The organism is Streptomyces sp. NPDC090045 (genome assembly GCF_044747975.1).
GTDB lineage: Bacteria > Actinomycetota > Actinomycetes > Streptomycetales > Streptomycetaceae > Streptomyces.
Genome location: NZ_JBIVFA010000008.1, coordinates 222,699 through 239,456, shown reverse-complemented (window position 1 = coordinate 239,456; position 16,758 = coordinate 222,699). Strand labels below are relative to the sequence as shown.

Genomic DNA, 16,758 nt, shown 5'->3' with positions numbered 1-16,758 from the left:
CCCCCGTCACCGAGGGAGAACGCATGGCCATCGCCCACCGCAGGATCGGCACCGGACCCGTTCGCGTCATCGTGCTGCACGACTGGTTCGGCACCTCTGCCAACTGGGGCTCCGTGCTGGACCACCTGGACCCCGTGGGGTTCTCGTACGCCTTCCTCGACTACCGCGGCTACGGCGACCGCCGGGACGTGACGGGCCGCCACACGCTCCCCGAGATCGCCGACGACGTCCTCGAACTCGCCGACCAGCTGGGCTGGGACACCTTCTCGCTGCTCGGCCACTCCATGGGCGGCAAGGCGGCCCAGCAGGTCCTCGTGCGCGCCCCCGAGCGGATCGAGAAGCTCGTCGGGATCAACCCGGTCCCGGCCGGGCCGTACGAGATGGACGCCGCCACCCACGCCCTCTTCTTCGGCGCCGCGGAGAGCGCCGAGAACCGGCGCGCCATCCTCGACCTCGTCACCGGCAACCGGGCGAGCCGGCGCTGGATCGACCGGATGGTCGCCCACTCCCTGGAGGTCTCCCGGCCGGAGGCCTTCGCCGACTACCTCGCGAGCTGGCAGTCCCTGGACCTGTCCGACGCCGTCAAGGGCAACACGGTGCCCGTGCTCGTCCTGACCGGGGAGTACGACCTCGCGCTCACCGCCGACGTGATGCGCGCCACCTGGCAGGTCTGGTACCCGAACTGCCGCATCCGCACCCTCCCCGGCGCCGGGCACTACCCGCCGCACGAGACCCCCGTGGCCTTCGCCACCGAGGTCGAGGCCTTCCTGCGCGACTAGCCGCAGCCGCGGAGCACGGTCCGGACGCAAAAAAGCCCCGGGGCACGAGGAGACCTCGTGCCCCGGGGATCAGGGTGAGTGACGGGACTTGAACCCGCGGCCACCTGGACCACAACCAGGTGCTCTACCAACTGAGCTACACCCACCACGAAGGGCGGCGGACCACCCGTTCGATGTGCATGCACAGCATAGCCGATCTGCAGGGTGGTCCCGCGACGCGTTATCCCGCCGACCGGCCGGCGGCGAGGGTGGCGGCGAGCCGGGCCGTCACCCCGTCCGGGCGGCCGCCGGCGTGCGCGACGGCCGCCGCGGCGAGGGCCCTGACGATCGGGTGCGGCCGCGACCCGTCCCCGTGCAGCTCCGGCTGGAACAGCGTGGCCAGGAAGAACGGGTGCCCGGGCAGCTCCACGATGCGCGGCTGCCCCTCCTCGTCGAGCCCCGACAGCCGCAGCCCGTGGGCGGTGAGCGTCGGCAGGTGCCGGGGCGCGGGTCCGTAGTTGCAGTGGTAGCGCTCCATCGACCGCTCCGCGCCGAGCGCGGCCTCGGCGAGCGAGCCGGGCTCGGCCCGTACGAGGCCCTCGTGCCCGACGAGCGAACAGGCGAGCGGCGCGATCAGCGGATCCGCCGCCCCCGGGTCGTTCTCGGCGTGCGCGACGGCCGTCAGCCCGCAGACCGACCGGGCGTACTCCAGCAGCGTGTGCTGGAAGCCGCCGCAGGTCCCGAGGAAGGGGATGCCCTCCTCGCGGGCCACCCGGATCGCGGCCAGCGCCCCGGCCTCGCTCGCGTACGGGCTCCCCGGCAGCACCCAGACGGCGTCGAAGCGGGCCAGCGTCCCGGCGGCGGCCTCTGCCCCGGCGTCACCGGTGGGGATCCAGTACGCGTCGAGGACGAGCCCGTCGCGGGAGGCCAGGGCGTCGAGGAGGAGCGGGATCCGGGTGTGGGACTTCACGTGCGGGGAGCGGTCGCCGACGAGCGCGATCCTCGCCGCCGGCGAGGTCCGTGCGGTCTGTGCGGTCTGTGCGGTCTGCGTGGTCTGTGCGGTGGTCATGTGGATCATCCTGCGGCCGGGCGGCCGTTCAGCGCCAACGATTGTTCCTGCACCTTCCATCAGTGATCCTGATGACCATGGACCCGCACCTGCTCCGCACCTTCGTGGCCGTGGCCCGGCTCGCCTCCTTCTCCGCCGCCGCCCGCGAGCTGGGCTACACCCAGTCCGCCGTCTCCCAGCACATCGCCGCCCTCGAAGGGGACCTGCGGGCCGAGCTGCTCACCCGCAGGCCCGTCGCGCCGACCGCGGCCGGGGCGCGGCTGCTGGAGCACGCCGGGCCGCTGCTGCTGCGGCTCGACGCCGCACGGGCCGACGTACTGCGGCTGACCGCCGCCCCGCCCGGCCGGGTCACCCTCGCCGCGTCCCCGCTCGCCGTCGGGCCCCGGCTGCTCGCGGCCCTGCCCGCCACCGGAGTCACCCTGAAGGTGCTGCCCCCGGCCGAGGTGCCCGCCGCCGTCGCCACCGGCGGCTGCGACCTCGGCCTCGTCGACGGCCCGGCCGCGCCCAGCGACCCGCTGCGGCTGCCCGACGTGGCACCGCTCACCGTGACCGGGGTGGGGGAGGAGGAGCTGGCCGTGCTGCTGCCCGCCGGGCACCCCTTCGCCGGCCGGACGGCGCTCCGGCTGGACGACCTCGCCGACGCGCGCTGGCTCGACGCCCCCGGCGTGGGGCTGCCCCTCACCGCCGCCCGCGCCTCCGTCCGCTACGACGGCACCGACCTGCACGCCCTCTGCGCCCTCGCCGCCGCCGGGCACGGCCTCGCCCTGCTGCCCCGCCGGGTCGCCGAGGCCGCCCGCGCGGGCGTCGCCGTACCGCTGTCCGCCCCGCGCCTGGTGCACCGTACGGAACTGCTCACGCCCGGCACGCCGACCGGCGCGGCCGCCGCCCTCGCCGCCCGGCTCACGGCAGGATCACCCGTATGACACGTGACGCCGCATCCCACGACCCGGCACCCTTCACGGCCGACGACTACGCCGCCCGGATGGCCGCGGCCGCGCAGGCCGCCGCCGACGCCGGACTGGCCGGACTGCTGATCGCCCCCGGGCCCGACCTCACGCACCTCACCGGATACCGGCCCACCGCCGAGACCGAGCGGCTCACCCTGCTCGTGCTGGCCGCCGGGCAGGACCCGGTGCTCGTCGCCCCCGCACTGGAGGCCCCCGACGCGGCCAAGGCCCCGGGCGCCGCCGCGCTGACCCTGCGGGACTGGGCCGACGGGAAGAACCCGTACGCCGTGACCGCCCCGCTGCTGGGGCCGACCGGGCGGTTCGGGGTGAGCGACAACACCTGGGCCCTGCATCTCCTCGGCCTCCAGCGGGAGTTGCCGCAGACCTCCTACGCTGCCCTCACCGACTGCCTGCCCATGCTGCGCGCCGTGAAGGACGAACGGGAACTGGAGCGGCTCGCCGCGGCGGGAGCCGCCGCCGATGCCGCCTACGCGCAGATCCTCCACCTCCCCTTCGCCGACCGCCGGGAGACGGACGTCGCCGCCGACCTGGCCGCCCTGCTGCGCGCCCACGGCCACTCCCAGGTCGACTTCACCGTCGTCGGCTCCGGCCCCAACGGGGCCAACCCGCACCACGAGGCCGGCGACCGGGTCATCCGCCGCGGCGACATGGTGGTCCTCGACTTCGGCGGCCTGCGGTTCGGCTACGGCTCCGACATCTCCCGCACCGTGCACGTGGGCGAGCCCACCGCCGAGGAACAGCGGGTCCACGACATCGTCCGCGAGGCCCAGCAGGCGGGCGTGGCGGCGGTCCGCCCCGGGGTCTCCTGCCAGGAGGTGGACCGGGCGGCCCGCGCGGTGATCACCGAGTTCGGGTACGGGGACCGCTTCATCCACCGCACCGGCCACGGCATCGGCGTCACCACCCACGAGCCCCCGTACATGGTCGAGGGAGAGGAGCAGCCCCTGGTCCCCGGCATGTGCTTCTCCGTGGAGCCGGGCATCTACCTGCCGGGCCGGTTCGGCGTCCGCATCGAGGACATCGTGACCGTCACGGAGGACGGCGGGCGCCGCCTCAACAACGCCCCGCGCGAGCTGGCGGTCGTCGAGTAGGCCCGCCCGGCGGGCCGCGGCGGCCGCGGTCTCACGGCCCCAGCACGACCGCCGATTCGCCGGGTACGTGGATCCGGCCGTCGGGGCCCGGGTGTTCGAGGGGCTCCCAGGCGGCCAGCACCCGCACCCCGTTGCGGCCCAGCGCGATCGTCACCGGTTCCGGGGAGAGGTTCACGGCCACCCGTACGTCGCCCCGCCGGAACGTGATCCAGCGGCGCTCCTCGTCGTGGGCGACCCGGACCGCCGCCAGGTCCGGGTCGCGCAGGTCCGGGTGGCTGCGGCGGAGCACGACCAGGGTGCGGTACCACTCCAGCAGGCGGGCGTGGACCGCCTGTTCGGGCTCCGACCAGTCCAGGCAGGAGCGGTCCCGGGTCGCCGGGTCCTGCGGGTCGGGGACCTCCTCGGCCTTCCAGCCGTGCGCCGCGAACTCCCGGCGCCTGCCGGTCCGTACGGCCTCGGCCAGCACCGGGTCGGGGTGGTCGGTGAAGTACTGCCACGGGGTCCGCGCCCCCCACTCCTCGCCCATGAACAGCATCGGCACGAACGGGCCGGTCAGCGCCACCGTCGCGGCGCACGCCAGCAGACCGGGGGGCAGGGAGGCCGAGAGCCGGTCGCCCAGGGCCCGGTTGCCGATCTGGTCGTGGGTCTGGGTGTAGCCGAGGAAGCGGTGGGCGGGGGTCCGGCGGCGGTCCACCGGCCGGCCGTGGGTGCGGCCGCGGAAGGAGGACCAGGTCCCGTCGTGGAAGAAGGCCCGGGTCAGGGTCTTGGCGAGGGCGGCCAGCGGGGCCTCGGCGAAGTCCGCGTAGTAGGCCTGGGATTCACCGGTCAGCGCACAGTGCAGGGCGTGGTGGAAGTCGTCGTTCCACTGGGCGTGCAGGCCCAGGCCGCCGGCGGGGCGCGGGGTGGTGGTGCGCGGGTCGCACCGGTCGGACTCGGCGATCAGGAACAGCGGCCGGCCGGTTTCCGCGGCCAGCCCGTCGACGGCCTCGGACAGTTCCTCCAGGAAGGTCAGCGCCCGCCCGTCCGCGAGCGCGTGCACGGCGTCCAGCCGCAGTCCGTCGATCCCGTAGTCGCGCAGCCAGGCCAGCGCGCTGCCCACGAGGTACGCGCGCACCTCGTCGGAGCCGGGGGCGTCCAGGTTCACCGCCGCGCCCCAGGGCGTGTGGTGGGTGTTGGTGAAGTACGGGCCGAAGGCGGGCAGGTGGTTGCCGGAGGGGCCGAGGTGGTTGTGGACCACGTCCAGCACCACGCCCAGCCCGGCGGCGTGCGCCGCCGCCACGAACCGGACCAGCCCGGCCGGGCCGCCGTACGGCTCGTGCACGGCCCAGGGCGCCACCCCGTCGTACCCCCAGCCGTGCCGGCCGGGGAAGCTGCAGACCGGCATCAGCTCCACGTGGGTCACGCCGAGGGCGGTGAGGTGCCCGAGGCGGTCGGCCGCGGCGTCGAAGGTGCCCTCGGGCGTGAAGGTGCCGATGTGCAGCTCGTACAGGACCGCGTCCTGGAGCCGGGTGTGCGGCGGCGGGACCGGCGCGGCCCCTGCCCCGGCCACTGCCCCGTCCAGAGCCTCGAAGTCGACCACCGCCGACAGCCCGTCGGGGCCGTCCGGCAGCCGCCGCCCGCGCGGATCGGGCCGCGGGACCGGGTCGCCGTCCAACAGGAACCCGTAGCGGCTCCCTTCACCGGCCGGGGCCTCCACGGTCCACCAGCCGGCCCGGTCGGGATCGCCCTCCATCGCGTACGTCGCCCCGTCGAGTCGCATGGCGACATGACCTGTCTGCGGTGCCCACACCTCGAACTGCAACAGTCGGTCCCCTCGTCAGCGGCGGTGGCCGGCATGCGTATCCTGCCCATCATTCCGGGCGTGGCGGGGGAGTTCTGGACACTCCGGCCCCGACGGGCCGACAATCACCCTGTGACGTCGAGTTTCGAGATCCCCGCCTTCCCCGCGCCGCGGCTGTCCGACGCCGAGCGCGACCGGGCGCTGGGCCAGCTCAGAGAGGGCGCTGCCCTCGGCAAGCTGTCCCACGACACCTTTCTGCGCCGGATGGAACTCGCCCTGGTCGCCCGCCGCTCCGAGGACCTCGCCGTCCTCACGGCCGACCTCCAGGCCAGGGACTCCGCCGAAAGCCCGTGGACCCGTCGGCTGTTCGGCTGGGTCGGCCGGGTCTCGGCCGTCTCCGTCGGCATCCGGCACGCCTGGGCCGCCGAGAAGCTGCCCAAGCTGCTGCTCCCGCATCCGAGCGCGGCCGTCCTGCGGATCGGCCGCGACCCCGGCAACGGACTGCGGCTCAGCCACGAGACCGTCTCCCGGGCGCACGCGGAACTGAGCCTGCGCGACGGGGTGTGGGTGGTCACGGACCTCGGCTCCACCAACGGGACCTCGGTCAACGGGCGCCGGGTGACCGGCTCCGCCGTGGTCCGCGCCGGGGACCAGATCAGCTTCGGGAAGATGACCTTCCGGCTCTCGGCGAGCTAGGCCGTCGGACGCGGACCGCGGACCGCAGGACGGGGGACGGGGGCCGCGCGACCCGGACCGCGCGACCGGGACCCGCCGGAGCGTCGGCGGGAGTCACCGCGCAGGATGGCGGGCATGGAACACACGCCCGCCATCCGCCGTGCACGCGTCGGGGACCTCCCCCGCCTGGTCGAGCTCGTCCACGAGCACGTCGCGTACGAGAGGTCGGCGCCGCGCCCGCCGGACCTCGCCGGGCGGCTCGGCCCGCAGCTGTTCGCCGAGGACGCCCGGCTGTGGGTGCTGCTCGCCGAGACCCCCGACGGCGCGGTCGCCGGATACGCCGCCTGCTCCGCCGAGTTCGCCTTCTGGGACGCCCGCCACTACCTGCACATGGACTGCCTCTACCTGGCGCAGGAGGCACGCGGCCACGGTCTCGGCGCCGCCCTGATGGACGGGGTGCGGGAACTGGCCCGCGAGCTCGGCCTCGAACAGGTCCAGTGGCAGACCCCCGACTGGAACGAGGGCGCGATCCGCTTCTACGACCGGCTCGGCGCCACCGGCTCCCCGAAGCGCCGCTACGCCCTGCCCGTGGACCCCACCGCGTGACGGCCCGGCCGCCCCACCTCCCGAGGGCCTAGCGGGACCGGTCGGCCGCCAGGAGGCGCTCGTAGGTGGCCAGGACGGTCCGGGACTGGTGTTCCACCTGGGTGGCCACGGGGACCCAGCGGGCCCCGAAGCGGGCCGCGAAGTCCTCGCACCACCCGGTGACCAGCCGGTCCAGCCCGGGCGCCGCCGGATGCCCCTGCGCGCGCAGCACCCGCAGCAGCATCGCGGCGGCGCGCAGCGACAGCCGCCGCCCGAAGGCGTCGATGCTGGCGATGTACGCCGCCGTGGCCTCCGTGGGGGCCCCGGCGCCGGTCCACTCGACGGTGACCCGGGGGATCAGCGCGAGCGTCCAGTCCACGGCGCGCAGCAGCGCGGCCGCGGCCCGGTCCTCGTACGGCGGCGGACCCGGCCGCATCAGGTCCCGCACCCCGCAGACGAGCGCGGCGTCCGCCGTGAGCCGCCCGGCCAGCATCCGCAGGGCGCCGCGCGGGTCGGGGTGCGGAGCCGGGTCGTCCACCAGGTCGGAGGCCCACATGGGGACTTCGACGATCGCGGTGGTGCCGGCGTACCGGTGTGCGTGGTACCAGGTGCTGAGCCGGGTGTCCTCCGGGTGGAAGGCCCCGGCGGCCTCGCTCCCCGGCTGCGGTATCACGAAGATCCCGGGACCGGGGGAGGGCCAGCCGGCGGCGTCCGAGGCCCCGTTCTCCACCGGGATGCGCAGCTCGGCGGCCGATTTGGCGAACGGCTCGGCGAGGCCGGGGATGTCCCGGGTGAGCTGGACCCAGGAGCCGCCGAGGTCGGTGGCGTGCAGCGAGACCTGGAGCACGGGCCGCAGCTCGTCGATGAGCGCGGTCAGGGCCAGCGTCTCGGGCGGCAGCCGGTCCGGGGGCAGTAAAGACGGGGCCCACTCGGGCTGTTCGGGGCCGGGCGGCCGGAAGAAGCTCCGGTGGTAGTCCAGGAGCGAGTACGGGCGGGGCGTGCGGTGCAGGTCCGCGCCGTCCGGGTCCGCGCAGAGCAGGAAGTGCCAGCCGCAGCCGGCCCGCGGCGCGGGCTCGTGCAGGAGGCGCCGGGCGAGCGAGAGGGCGGTGGCGCCGCCGACCGGCTCGTTGGCGTGCGCCCCGGCGACGACGAGGACGTTGCGGGTGGGGGTGCCCGGGCCGGCGGAAGCGACGGACAGGACCCAGAGCGGCTGCCCGGCCCGGGAGGTTCCGGCCTGGCGGAGCCGGACCTCGCCGGGGTGTTCGTCCGCCAGTGCGCGGGCGGCCAGCCCGAGTTCGCGTGGCGTGGGGTAGCACATGTCACGGAGGAGAGTCACAAGGGATGCCATGCCCGCAGGGCCCACCGCCTACTGCTCCGCAGGCCAGGCAGTTCCCCCGCTCAGGTGTGCCACCCCTGGGGCGGAGCCCGGGCCTATTGCTGGTGCAGGCCGCGGCCCGCCAGGGAGAGGAAGGCCTCGCCCACGGCCTCCGAGAGCGTCGGGTGGGCGTGGATGTGGCGGGCCACGTCGGACGGTTCGGCGTCCCAGCCCACGATCAGCTGGCTCTCCGCGATCATCTCCGACACGTGCGGCCCCACCAGGTGCACGCCGAGCACCCGCCCGCCCCGCTCCGCGACCACCTTCACCGTGCCGCCCTGCCCGTGCACCATGCCCTTCGCCACGGCGGTCAGCGGCATCGTGTTCACCACCACGTCGTACGCCGCCTCGCGCGCCTGCGCCTCCGTCAGCCCGACGGCGGCCGTCTGCGGCGCCGAGTACGTCACCCGCGGCACCGCCGCGTAGTCCACCGGTGCGCTCGCCACCCCGGCAAGGGTCTCGGCGACCAGCAGCCCCTCCGCGAAGGAGGCGTGCGCCAGCCCGAGCGAGGGCGGCGGCAGCAGGTCGCCCACCACGTGGATGCCCGGGACGGCGGTCTCCAGCCGGGACCAGTCGGCCGGTGCCACGAACCCCCGCTCGTCGGTGCCCAGTCCGGCCGCCGCGAGGTCCAGCCCGTCGGTGACCGGGACCCGCCCGACCGCCACCAGCAGCCGCTCGGCCGTCAGCTCGCGGAGCTCCCCGCGCGCGGTCCGCACCGTGGCCCGCACGGTCCCGCCCGCCACGGTGGCCCCCTCCAGCCGGGCCCCGGTCTGCACGTCGATGCCGCGCTTCTTCAGGCCCCGCGCGAGGTGCCGGGAGACGTCCGCGTCCTCCAGGGGGACCAGCCGGTCCGCCGCCTCGACCAGGGTCACCTCGGCGCCCATGGAACGGTGGAAGGAGGCGTACTCCACCCCGATCGCCCCGCCGCCCAGCACCAGGACCGAAGCCGGCAGCCCGGGGGCGAACAGGGCGTCGTCGCTCGTGACCACCGTGGCCCCGTCCGGCTCCAGCCCCGGGAGCAGCCGCGGCCGGGAGCCGGTCGCCAGGACGATCCCGCGGCTCGCGGTGAACTCCCGCCCGTCCTCGGTGCGGACGGAGCGCGGGCCGGTCAACCGCGCGCCTCTGCGCACCACACGTACCCCGGCGTGGTCCAAATGCCCTTCCACGCCCTTGTGGTTGCGGGAGACGATGTCGTCCCGGGTGGCGGTCAGCGCCGACCAGTCGACCGACTCCACGCTCGCCCGGACCCCCCAGCGCTCGCGGGCCTCGGCTATGCCGTCGACGAGTTCGGCGGCGTGCAGCATCGCCTTGCTGGGGATGCAGCCGCGGTGCAGGCAGGTCCCGCCGACCTTGTCGCGTTCGGCGAGCAGGACGGTCAGGCCGAGGGCCGAGGCGCGCAGGGCGGTGCTGTATCCGCCGGTGCCGCCACCGATCACGATCACGTCCACGGTGCTGGTGCTTTCGTCGGTCACGTCGTCGCTCACGTCGTTGGTCATGTGCCCAGCCTGGACGGCCCGTTGCGCCACGTCCAAGGAAATGATCTTCTGGGTGCCATGCACGCTCTTTATGCTTCCGGCTCATGAGCCTGCGCCAGATGGAGTACTTCCTCGCCGTCGTGGAGGAGTCCTCCTTCACCCGCGCCGCGGAGGCCCTGCACGTCACCCAGCCCGCCCTGTCCCACCAGGTCAAGGCCCTGGAGCGGTCCGTCGGCGGCGCCCTGCTGGAGCGCATGCCGCGCGGGGTCCGGCTCACCCCCATGGGCCGCGCCTTCCTTCCGCACGCGCAGCTCGCCGTGCGCAGCGCCCGCCAGGCCGAGCGGGCGGCCCGCGCCGCCGCCGGTGTGGCCGGCGGCGAACTGCACATCGCCACCGTGCACGCCGTGGCGGTCGGTCTGCTCCCGGGCATCGCCGCCCGCTGGCGGGCGCTGCACCCGGGGGTGTCGCTCGTGATGCGGGAGTACGGGTCCACCGACGCGCTGGAGGAGCAGCTGGAGCGGGGCGTCGCCGACCTGGCGGTGGGCCCGGAGCCTGCGGAGTGGATGGGGCCGCTGCTGCGGATCGGCCGCGAGGAGCTGGTCATCGTCGTCCCCTTCGACGATCCGCTGGCCGGGCGGGGAGCCGTCCGCCTCGCAGAGCTCGCCGACCGCGACTGGATCCGCTGTGCGATGGAACCGCTGGTCGACGGCGCCCTCGTACTGGACCGGGCGTGCGGCGCGGTCGGCTTCACCCCGCGGACGGTGCTGCGTACGGAGCACACCTCGACGGCCGTACGGATGGCGGCCGCCGGGGTGGGCGTCGTCATGGCCCCGGCCCACATGGTCCGGGGCGCCGTCGGCGAGGACTGCGTACTGCTCTCCCTCGACCCGCCGTGGCACCGGCCACTGGCGGTCTTCTCCAGGGTCCCGCTGACCGGTGCGGCACAGGCCTTCGCAGGACTGTTCGGGGCCGGGGCTACGGCAGCTCCGGCCGGGAGTGCTCGGCCAGACTGAGTGCGGCGAGCGGGACCGGTCCGGCCGGTACCGCGCGCCGAGGGGATCAGCGGCGCAGCCACACACCCACCGGGCGGCCGTCCAGCAGGTCGGCCAGGTCAAGCGAACCGCTGTGCGAAGTGAGGGAGTTCGGGCTCGGGTGCGTCGGGAGGACGGGGGTCCACGTGCCGGGTGGCAGGGGCAGCCGGGTGCCGCGCCAGCCGCCGGACGCGGCCAGCCGGTGGGACAGCCGGGTGGCCGCCACGAGCAGGCCCGGGGCCCGGGTGAACGCCACCAGATGGCCGGCCGCCGGGCCCAGCGCCGGGACGGGGGCGTAGCCCCGGAAGAGCTCCGGCCGGTCCCGGCGCAGCCGCAGCAGGGCGGCCGTCAGGGCCAGCTTCTCCTCGGCGGGGCCCTGCGGGGCGGCCCCCGCGTCCAGCCGGGCCAGCTCCCGGCGGGGGAAGCGGGCCGGCCGCCGGTTGTCGGGGTCGACGAGGGCCCGGTACTCGGTCTCGGCGCCCTGGTAGACCTCCGGGACCCCCGGCATCGCCAGGTGCAGCAGGGTCATGCCGAGGAGGTTGGCGCGGGCGGCCTCCGCCAGCTCCGCCGGGAGGTCGTGGGGGGCCCGGACGTACCCGGCCACGCCCGCCTCGTAGTCCTCGTCCGGCTCGGTCCAGCTGGTGCGCAGGGCGGCCTCGCGGACCGCCTTGAGCAGCGCCTCGGACAGGCGGGGCGCGGCGTCGGGGACCGGGCCGAGCCCGAGCGCGGTCTGCCGGGCCACCCAGGCCAGCTGGGGGTCGGGGCCGTCGGGCCGGCCCATCAGCTCCGGCGCCTGCGACAGGGCCGAGATCCGGGCCCGGACGTCCGCGCTGCGCTTGGTGTCGTGCGTGGACAGCACGGTCCCGGCCGCGGGCCACTCCCGGGCCTGGGCGGCGCAGTACGCGTGGAACTCCTCGGCCGACACCGCCGGTTGTCCCGGCTCGCCGCCGACCTCGGTGGCCGACAGCAGCGGCGCGTACCGGTAGAAGGCGCGGTCCTCCAGGGACTTGGCGCGCAGCGCCGCCGAGGTCTGCGCGAAGCGGGCCGCGAACGCCGGGTCGCGCAGCAGCAGTTCACGCACGCCGGCCACCGGGCCCGGACCGGCCGCCGCGGCCGCCTGCTCCAGCGCCTGCGGCGGCAGCTCCGGCTCGCCGGGATAGGGCCGGTAGACGGGAAAGGCGATGAGCAGCTCCCGTACGGCTTCGGCCAGTTCCGGACCGGACCGGCGCTCCAGCGCCCGCAGTTCGGCGGCCAGGTCGCCGGTCAGGACCTCCCGTGCGCAGGCCCGGGACGCCTCCGGCCACGGCGGCAGCCCGGTCGACCGCCCGTACCGGGCCGCCAGTTCGGCGGCGCCCTCCGGGTCGGTGAACACCCCGTCCACCCGGTGCAGCGCGTCGTACCCGGTGGTCCCCGCCACCGGCCACGCGGGCGGCAGCCGCTCGTGACGGGCGAGGATCTTCTCGACGACCACCCAGCAGTCGTCCCCGGCCGCCGCCCGCAGTCGCCTCAGGTACTCCTCCGGGTCCGCCAGCCCGTCCACGTGGTCGATCCGCAGTCCCTGCGCGACCCCGTCCCGGAGCAGCTCCAGCACCTTCGCGTGGGTGGCGGTGAACACCTCCGGATCCTCCACGCGGACCCCGATCAGGTCCGAAATGGTGAAGAAGCGCCGGTAGTTGAGCGAGGTCCGGGCCTCCCGCCACCAGGCGGGCCGGTACCACTGGGCGGCGAGCAGCTCGGGCAGCGCCAGCCCCGCGGTGCCCGGCCGCAGCGGGAACTCCTGCTCGCCGTGGCGCAGTACGTCGCCGTCGGCCGTCAGCTCGCAGGACTCCACCGGCCCGGCGAGGACCGGCAGCAGCACCTGCCCGCCGCCGGCCTCCCAGTCGATGTCGAACCAGCGGGCGTAGGGCGAGGCGGGCCCGTCCCGCAGCACCTCCCACAGGGGCCGGTTCAGCCGCAGCGGCGTCGGCACCGCCATGTGGTTGGGCACGATGTCGAGGACCAGGCCGAGCCCGTGCGTCCGGGCGGCCCGGGCCAGGGCGCGCAGGCCCGGCTCGCCGCCGAGCTCGGCCCGTACGCGGGAGTGGTCGGTGACGTCGTACCCGTGTGCGGAGCCGGGTACCGCCTCCAGGACGGGGGAGAGGTGCAGGTGTGACACGCCGAGCGAGGCGATGTACGGTACGGCTGCCTCGGCCGCCGCGAAGGGGAACTCCGGACGCAGCTGGAGGCGGTACGTCGACGCCGGAGTGACAGGTGTCGGAACGTCAGATTCCGATTCGGTGACCGGTTGCGGCTGGCTCATGAGAACGTACGTACCCAACCTGCCGGATTCCGTGCCATTACCCAATGCATCCGAGTGACTGCACCGGGTTAATGTCGATCAAGTGGTTGGAACCGTCAACACCTATCGAAAAGTCATCGCCCTGACCGGGCCCCTACTCCCGCTCGTCTCTTTCCTCGCCCGACTGCCCGTCGCGATGTCCCAGTTCGGGAGCTTCCTGCTGGTCGCCCAGACCAGCGGCTCGCTCGCGACCGCCGGCGTGGTCGGCGGCGCCCTCTCCCTCGGCCAGGTCCTCTTCGGCCCCGTCCTCGGCTGGCTCGCCGACCGCCACGGGCAGCGGTCCGTCGTCCTGACCGCCGCCGCCGTCAACGCGGTGGCCACCGCCGCCCTGGTCGCGGGCGCCCTCACCCATCTGGCCACCGTGCCGCTCGCCGCGATCGGCGCCCTCACCGGCGCCTCCGTACCGCTGATCGGGCCGCTCGCCCGGACCCGCTCCGTGGCCCTGGCCCGCCGGGCCAGGGCCGACGAGGGCGTCGTGGGCGCCGTGCACGCCCTCGAAGGCACCCTGGACGAGGTCTCCTTCGTCTTCGGACCCGCCCTGGTCGGGCTCGCCGCGCTCCTCGCGCACCCGGCGGTCGCCCTCGGCGGCGCGGCCGGCCTCGTCGCCGTCTTCGGCAGCATCTACGCGCTGCACCCGACCGCCGCCGTCACGGCCGGGTCGCCCGCGCGAGGCCGCGGTACGGGCAGCCGGGTCAGGCCGCCCGGCGTGGTCCACGCCGTCCGCGGCTCCCTCGCCCTCCAGGGCGCGATGTTCGGCGCCTGCCAGGCCGGCATCACCGCACTGACCATCCGGCTGGGCGTCCCCGACCAGGCCGCCGTCGTCTACTCCGCGATGGGGGTCGTCAGCGCCGTCGTCGGCCTCTCGCTGGGCGCGCTGCCCGCCCGCTTCGGACTGCGGCTGCGCTGGCGGGTGGCGACCGGAGCGGCCCTGGTGCTGTCGGTGCCCCTGCTGTTCACCGACGGCCTGTGGGCGCTGTACGCCGTCGTCACCGTGCTCGGGGCGGCCTACGCGCCCCACCTGATCACCGCGTTCGCCCTCACCGAGCGGGCCGTGGAACCGGCCCGACTCTCCACGTCGATGGCCTTCGCCGCCAGCTGTCTGGTGGCCGGGCAGGCCACCGCGCTCGTCGTCTGCGGGCGCCTCGCCGAGTGGTACGGCCCCGCCGGGGCCTTCGCCGTGGCCGTCGGGGCCGCCGCGCTCTGCCTGGTCCTCGCCCTCGTCACCCGGGTGCCCGCCGCCCGGACGCACACCGCCGCCTTCGTGCCCGGACAGCGGACCGCCCCGCCGATGTCCGCCCCGCAGGCGTCCGCCTCGCCGGTGTCCGGGGAGAACGGCGCCGCCTACGCCGGACGCTGAAGCACCACCAGACACCGCCCCGTCAGCGCCACCCGGTCGCCGGCCGCGTACTGCGGCCCGGTGCCGGGTGGCAGCACGTCCGCCCGCGCCGTGTCCACGACCAGGTGCCACTGCGCGCCGTGCCCGGCCGGAATGGTGAAGTCCTGGGGATCCGCGCCCGAGTTGAACATCAGCAGGAACGAGTCGTCGGTGATCCGCTCCCCGCGGGTGCCCGGCTCGGAGATCGCCTCCCCGTTGAGGAAGACGGTCAGCGCCCGCGCGTGCTGCGCCTGCCAGTCGCGCGCCCGCATCACCTCTCCGTGCGGGGTGAACCAGGCGATGTCGGAGAGCTCGTCGTGCGTGCCCTCCACCGGCCGGCCGTGGAAGAACCGCCGTCGCCGGAAGACCGGGTGGTCCCGGCGCAGCCACACCATCCGCCGGGTGAACTCCAGCAGCGACGGCGGCGGTTTGCCCGGCTCCGGCCAGCTCACCCACGACAACTCGTTGTCCTGGCAGTACGCGTTGTTGTTACCGCTCTGGGTGCGGCCGAACTCGTCGCCGTGGCTGAGCATCGGCACCCCCTGCGAAAGCATCAGGGTGGCCGTGAAGTTGCGCATCTGGCGCTCGCGCAGCTCCACGACCTCCGGATCCTCGCTCGGCCCCTCCACCCCGCAGTTCCAGGACCGGTTGTGGGTCTCGCCGTCCCGATTGCCCTCCCTGTTGGCCTCGTTGTGCTTCTCGTTGTACGAGACCAGGTCGTTCAGGGTGAAACCGTCGTGGCAGGTGGTGAAGTTGATCGACGCCAGCGGGCGCCGCCCGTCGTCCTGGTACAGGTCCGAGGAGCCGGTCAGCCGCCCGGCGAACTCCGCGAGCGTGCGCGGCTGCCCGCGCCACAGGTCCCGTACCGTGTCCCGGTACTTGCCGTTCCACTCGGTCCACAGCGGCGGGAAGTTGCCCACCTGGTAGCCGCCCTCGCCCAGGTCCCAGGGCTCCGCGATCAGCTTCACCTGGCTGACCACCGGATCCTGCTGGACCAGGTCGAAGAACGAGGACAGCCGGTCCACCTCGTGGAACTGGCGGGCCAGCGTCGCCGCCAGGTCGAAGCGGAAACCGTCCACGTGCATCTCGGTCACCCAGTAGCGCAGCGAGTCCATGATCAGCTGGAGCACGTGCGGGGAGCGCATCAGCAGCGAGTTCCCCGTGCCGGTGGTGTCCATGTAGTGCCGCGGATCGTCCGCCAGCCGGTAGTACGAGGCGTTGTCGAGCCCGCGGAAGGACAGCGTCGGGCCCAGGTGGTTGCCCTCCGCGGTGTGGTTGTAGACCACGTCGAGGATCACCTCGATCCCCGCCTCGTGCAGGGCCCGCACCGCCGACTTGAACTCCAGCACCTGCTGGCCGCGGTCGCCCGAGGCGTAGCCGTTGTGCGGGGCGAAGAAGCCGATGGTGTTGTAGCCCCAGTAGTTGCTCAGCCCGTCGTTGACCAGCCGGTGGTCGTTGACGAACTGGTGCACCGGCATCAGCTCCAGCGCCGTCACGCCGAGCTTGGCGAGGTGGCCGATGACCGCCGGGTGCGCGAGCGCCCCGTACGTGCCGCGCAGCTCCTCCGGCAGGTCGGGATGACACATCGTCAAACCCTTGACGTGGGCCTCGTACAGCACGGTGTGGTGGTACTCGTGACGCGGCGGCCGGTCGTTGGCCCAGTCGAAGTACGGGTTCACCACGACCGAGCTCATGGTGTGCGGGGCGGAGTCCAGGTCGTTGCGCGAGTCGGGCCGGCCGAAGTGGTAGCCGTACACCGCCTCGCCCCACGTCACACGGCCGCTGATGGCCCGCGCGTACGGGTCCAGCAGCAGCTTCGCCGCGTTGCAGCGACGGCCGCGCTCGGGCTCGTACGGGCCGTGCACGCGGAAACCGTAGCGCTGGCCCGGCATGACGCCGGGCAGGTACGCGTGGCGGACGAAGGCGTCCGTCTCGCGCAGCTCCACGGCGGACTCCGAACCGTCGTCGTGGAGGAGGCACAGCTCGATCCGTCGGGCGGCCTCGGAGTAGACCGCGAAGTTGGTGCCGGCGCCGTCGTAAGTGGCGCCGAGCGGATACGCCTGTCCCGGCCAGACCTGCATAGATAACGACTCTTCCCGCGTTGTCGGATGTCCCGGCTGATCCGGCGTGGACCACGTCACTTCCGATCTTCCCCGAAAGAGGGCCCCCACGCGCGGACTTGGGAGGGGTCCTACCGGGTGACCCGCAGAGCTGATATGCGGGTCAGCGGACTGTCTG

General features: G+C 74.7%; 13 protein-coding genes and 1 tRNA gene. 7 read left to right on the top strand and 7 right to left on the bottom strand.

Features of this window, described 5'->3' with window-relative positions; genetic code table 11:
- The first annotated feature begins 23 nt into the window (after positions 1-23).
- Positions 24-779 carry an alpha/beta fold hydrolase gene (locus tag ACIPYQ_RS22585; protein WP_401253909.1) on the top strand — a complete coding sequence of 252 codons (756 nt, stop codon included), beginning with the start codon at positions 24-26 and terminating at the stop codon, positions 777-779.
- 73 nt (positions 780-852) lie between these two features.
- Here the strand turns inward: ACIPYQ_RS22585 and ACIPYQ_RS22580 are convergent.
- Together ACIPYQ_RS22580 and ACIPYQ_RS22575 are read right to left on the bottom strand one after the other, a co-directional pair.
- Positions 853-925 (bottom strand) — tRNA-His (locus tag ACIPYQ_RS22580).
- Positions 926-999: 74 nt separating this feature from the next.
- Complete coding sequence (locus ACIPYQ_RS22575) at positions 1,000-1,827, bottom strand: hypothetical protein (RefSeq protein ID WP_401253906.1); 828 nt, start codon at positions 1,825-1,827, stop codon at positions 1,000-1,002.
- Between the two features lie 77 nt (positions 1,828-1,904).
- Here ACIPYQ_RS22575 and ACIPYQ_RS22570 point away from each other — a divergent pair, with 77 nt between their 5' ends.
- Together ACIPYQ_RS22570 and ACIPYQ_RS22565 are read left to right on the top strand one after the other, a co-directional pair.
- Complete coding sequence (locus tag ACIPYQ_RS22570; protein ID WP_361768169.1) at positions 1,905-2,750, top strand: LysR family transcriptional regulator; 846 nt, start codon at positions 1,905-1,907, stop codon at positions 2,748-2,750.
- Positions 2,747-3,886 carry a M24 family metallopeptidase gene (locus tag ACIPYQ_RS22565; RefSeq protein ID WP_401253903.1) on the top strand — a complete coding sequence of 380 codons (1,140 nt, stop codon included), beginning with the start codon at positions 2,747-2,749 and terminating at the stop codon, positions 3,884-3,886. The genes ACIPYQ_RS22570 and ACIPYQ_RS22565 overlap by 4 nt, the downstream gene beginning before the upstream one ends.
- 31 nt (positions 3,887-3,917) lie before the next feature.
- On the opposite strand, the gene treZ is transcribed toward ACIPYQ_RS22565, so the two are convergent.
- A complete protein-coding gene (gene treZ / locus ACIPYQ_RS22560; protein ID WP_401253900.1) occupies positions 3,918-5,687 on the bottom strand; it encodes a malto-oligosyltrehalose trehalohydrolase in 1,770 nt (589 codons plus the stop codon).
- A gap of 111 nt (positions 5,688-5,798) precedes the next feature.
- Between treZ and ACIPYQ_RS22555 the strand changes: the two genes are divergently transcribed.
- The gene (locus ACIPYQ_RS22555) at positions 5,799-6,362 is read left to right on the top strand and encodes an FHA domain-containing protein (RefSeq protein WP_401253897.1); all 564 of its coding nucleotides are present in this window, start codon (positions 5,799-5,801) and stop codon (positions 6,360-6,362) included.
- Between the two features lie 114 nt (positions 6,363-6,476).
- The gene (locus ACIPYQ_RS22550) at positions 6,477-6,947 is read left to right on the top strand and encodes a GNAT family N-acetyltransferase (protein ID WP_401253894.1); all 471 of its coding nucleotides are present in this window, start codon (positions 6,477-6,479) and stop codon (positions 6,945-6,947) included.
- Between the two features lie 28 nt (positions 6,948-6,975).
- On the opposite strand, the gene ACIPYQ_RS22545 is transcribed toward ACIPYQ_RS22550, so the two are convergent.
- On the bottom strand, positions 6,976-8,244 hold the full coding sequence (locus ACIPYQ_RS22545) for a M14 family zinc carboxypeptidase (protein WP_401253891.1): 1,269 nt from the start codon (positions 8,242-8,244) through the stop codon (positions 6,976-6,978).
- 113 nt (positions 8,245-8,357) lie between these two features.
- Positions 8,358-9,797: a dihydrolipoyl dehydrogenase gene (gene lpdA, locus ACIPYQ_RS22540; RefSeq protein WP_401253888.1), complete on the bottom strand. Its 1,440-nt coding sequence runs from the start codon at positions 9,795-9,797 to the stop codon at positions 8,358-8,360.
- A gap of 83 nt (positions 9,798-9,880) precedes the next feature.
- Between lpdA and ACIPYQ_RS22535 the strand changes: the two genes are divergently transcribed.
- Positions 9,881-10,789, top strand: coding sequence for a LysR family transcriptional regulator (locus tag ACIPYQ_RS22535; RefSeq protein WP_401253885.1), 909 nt, complete (start codon positions 9,881-9,883; stop codon positions 10,787-10,789).
- 46 nt (positions 10,790-10,835) lie between these two features.
- Here the strand turns inward: ACIPYQ_RS22535 and treY are convergent, their stop codons facing one another.
- Complete coding sequence (gene treY, locus ACIPYQ_RS22530; RefSeq protein ID WP_401253882.1) at positions 10,836-13,106, bottom strand: malto-oligosyltrehalose synthase; 2,271 nt, start codon at positions 13,104-13,106, stop codon at positions 10,836-10,838.
- A gap of 82 nt (positions 13,107-13,188) precedes the next feature.
- On the opposite strand from treY, the gene ACIPYQ_RS22525 reads away from it, so the two are divergent.
- Positions 13,189-14,502: an MFS transporter gene (locus ACIPYQ_RS22525; RefSeq protein ID WP_401253879.1), complete on the top strand. Its 1,314-nt coding sequence runs from the start codon at positions 13,189-13,191 to the stop codon at positions 14,500-14,502.
- Here ACIPYQ_RS22525 and glgX read toward each other — a convergent pair.
- Positions 14,487-16,601: a glycogen debranching protein GlgX gene (gene glgX / locus ACIPYQ_RS22520; RefSeq protein ID WP_361768140.1), complete on the bottom strand. Its 2,115-nt coding sequence runs from the start codon at positions 16,599-16,601 to the stop codon at positions 14,487-14,489. The two genes, ACIPYQ_RS22525 and glgX, sit on opposite strands and share 16 nt — an antisense overlap.
- Positions 16,602-16,758 lie beyond the last annotated feature (157 nt).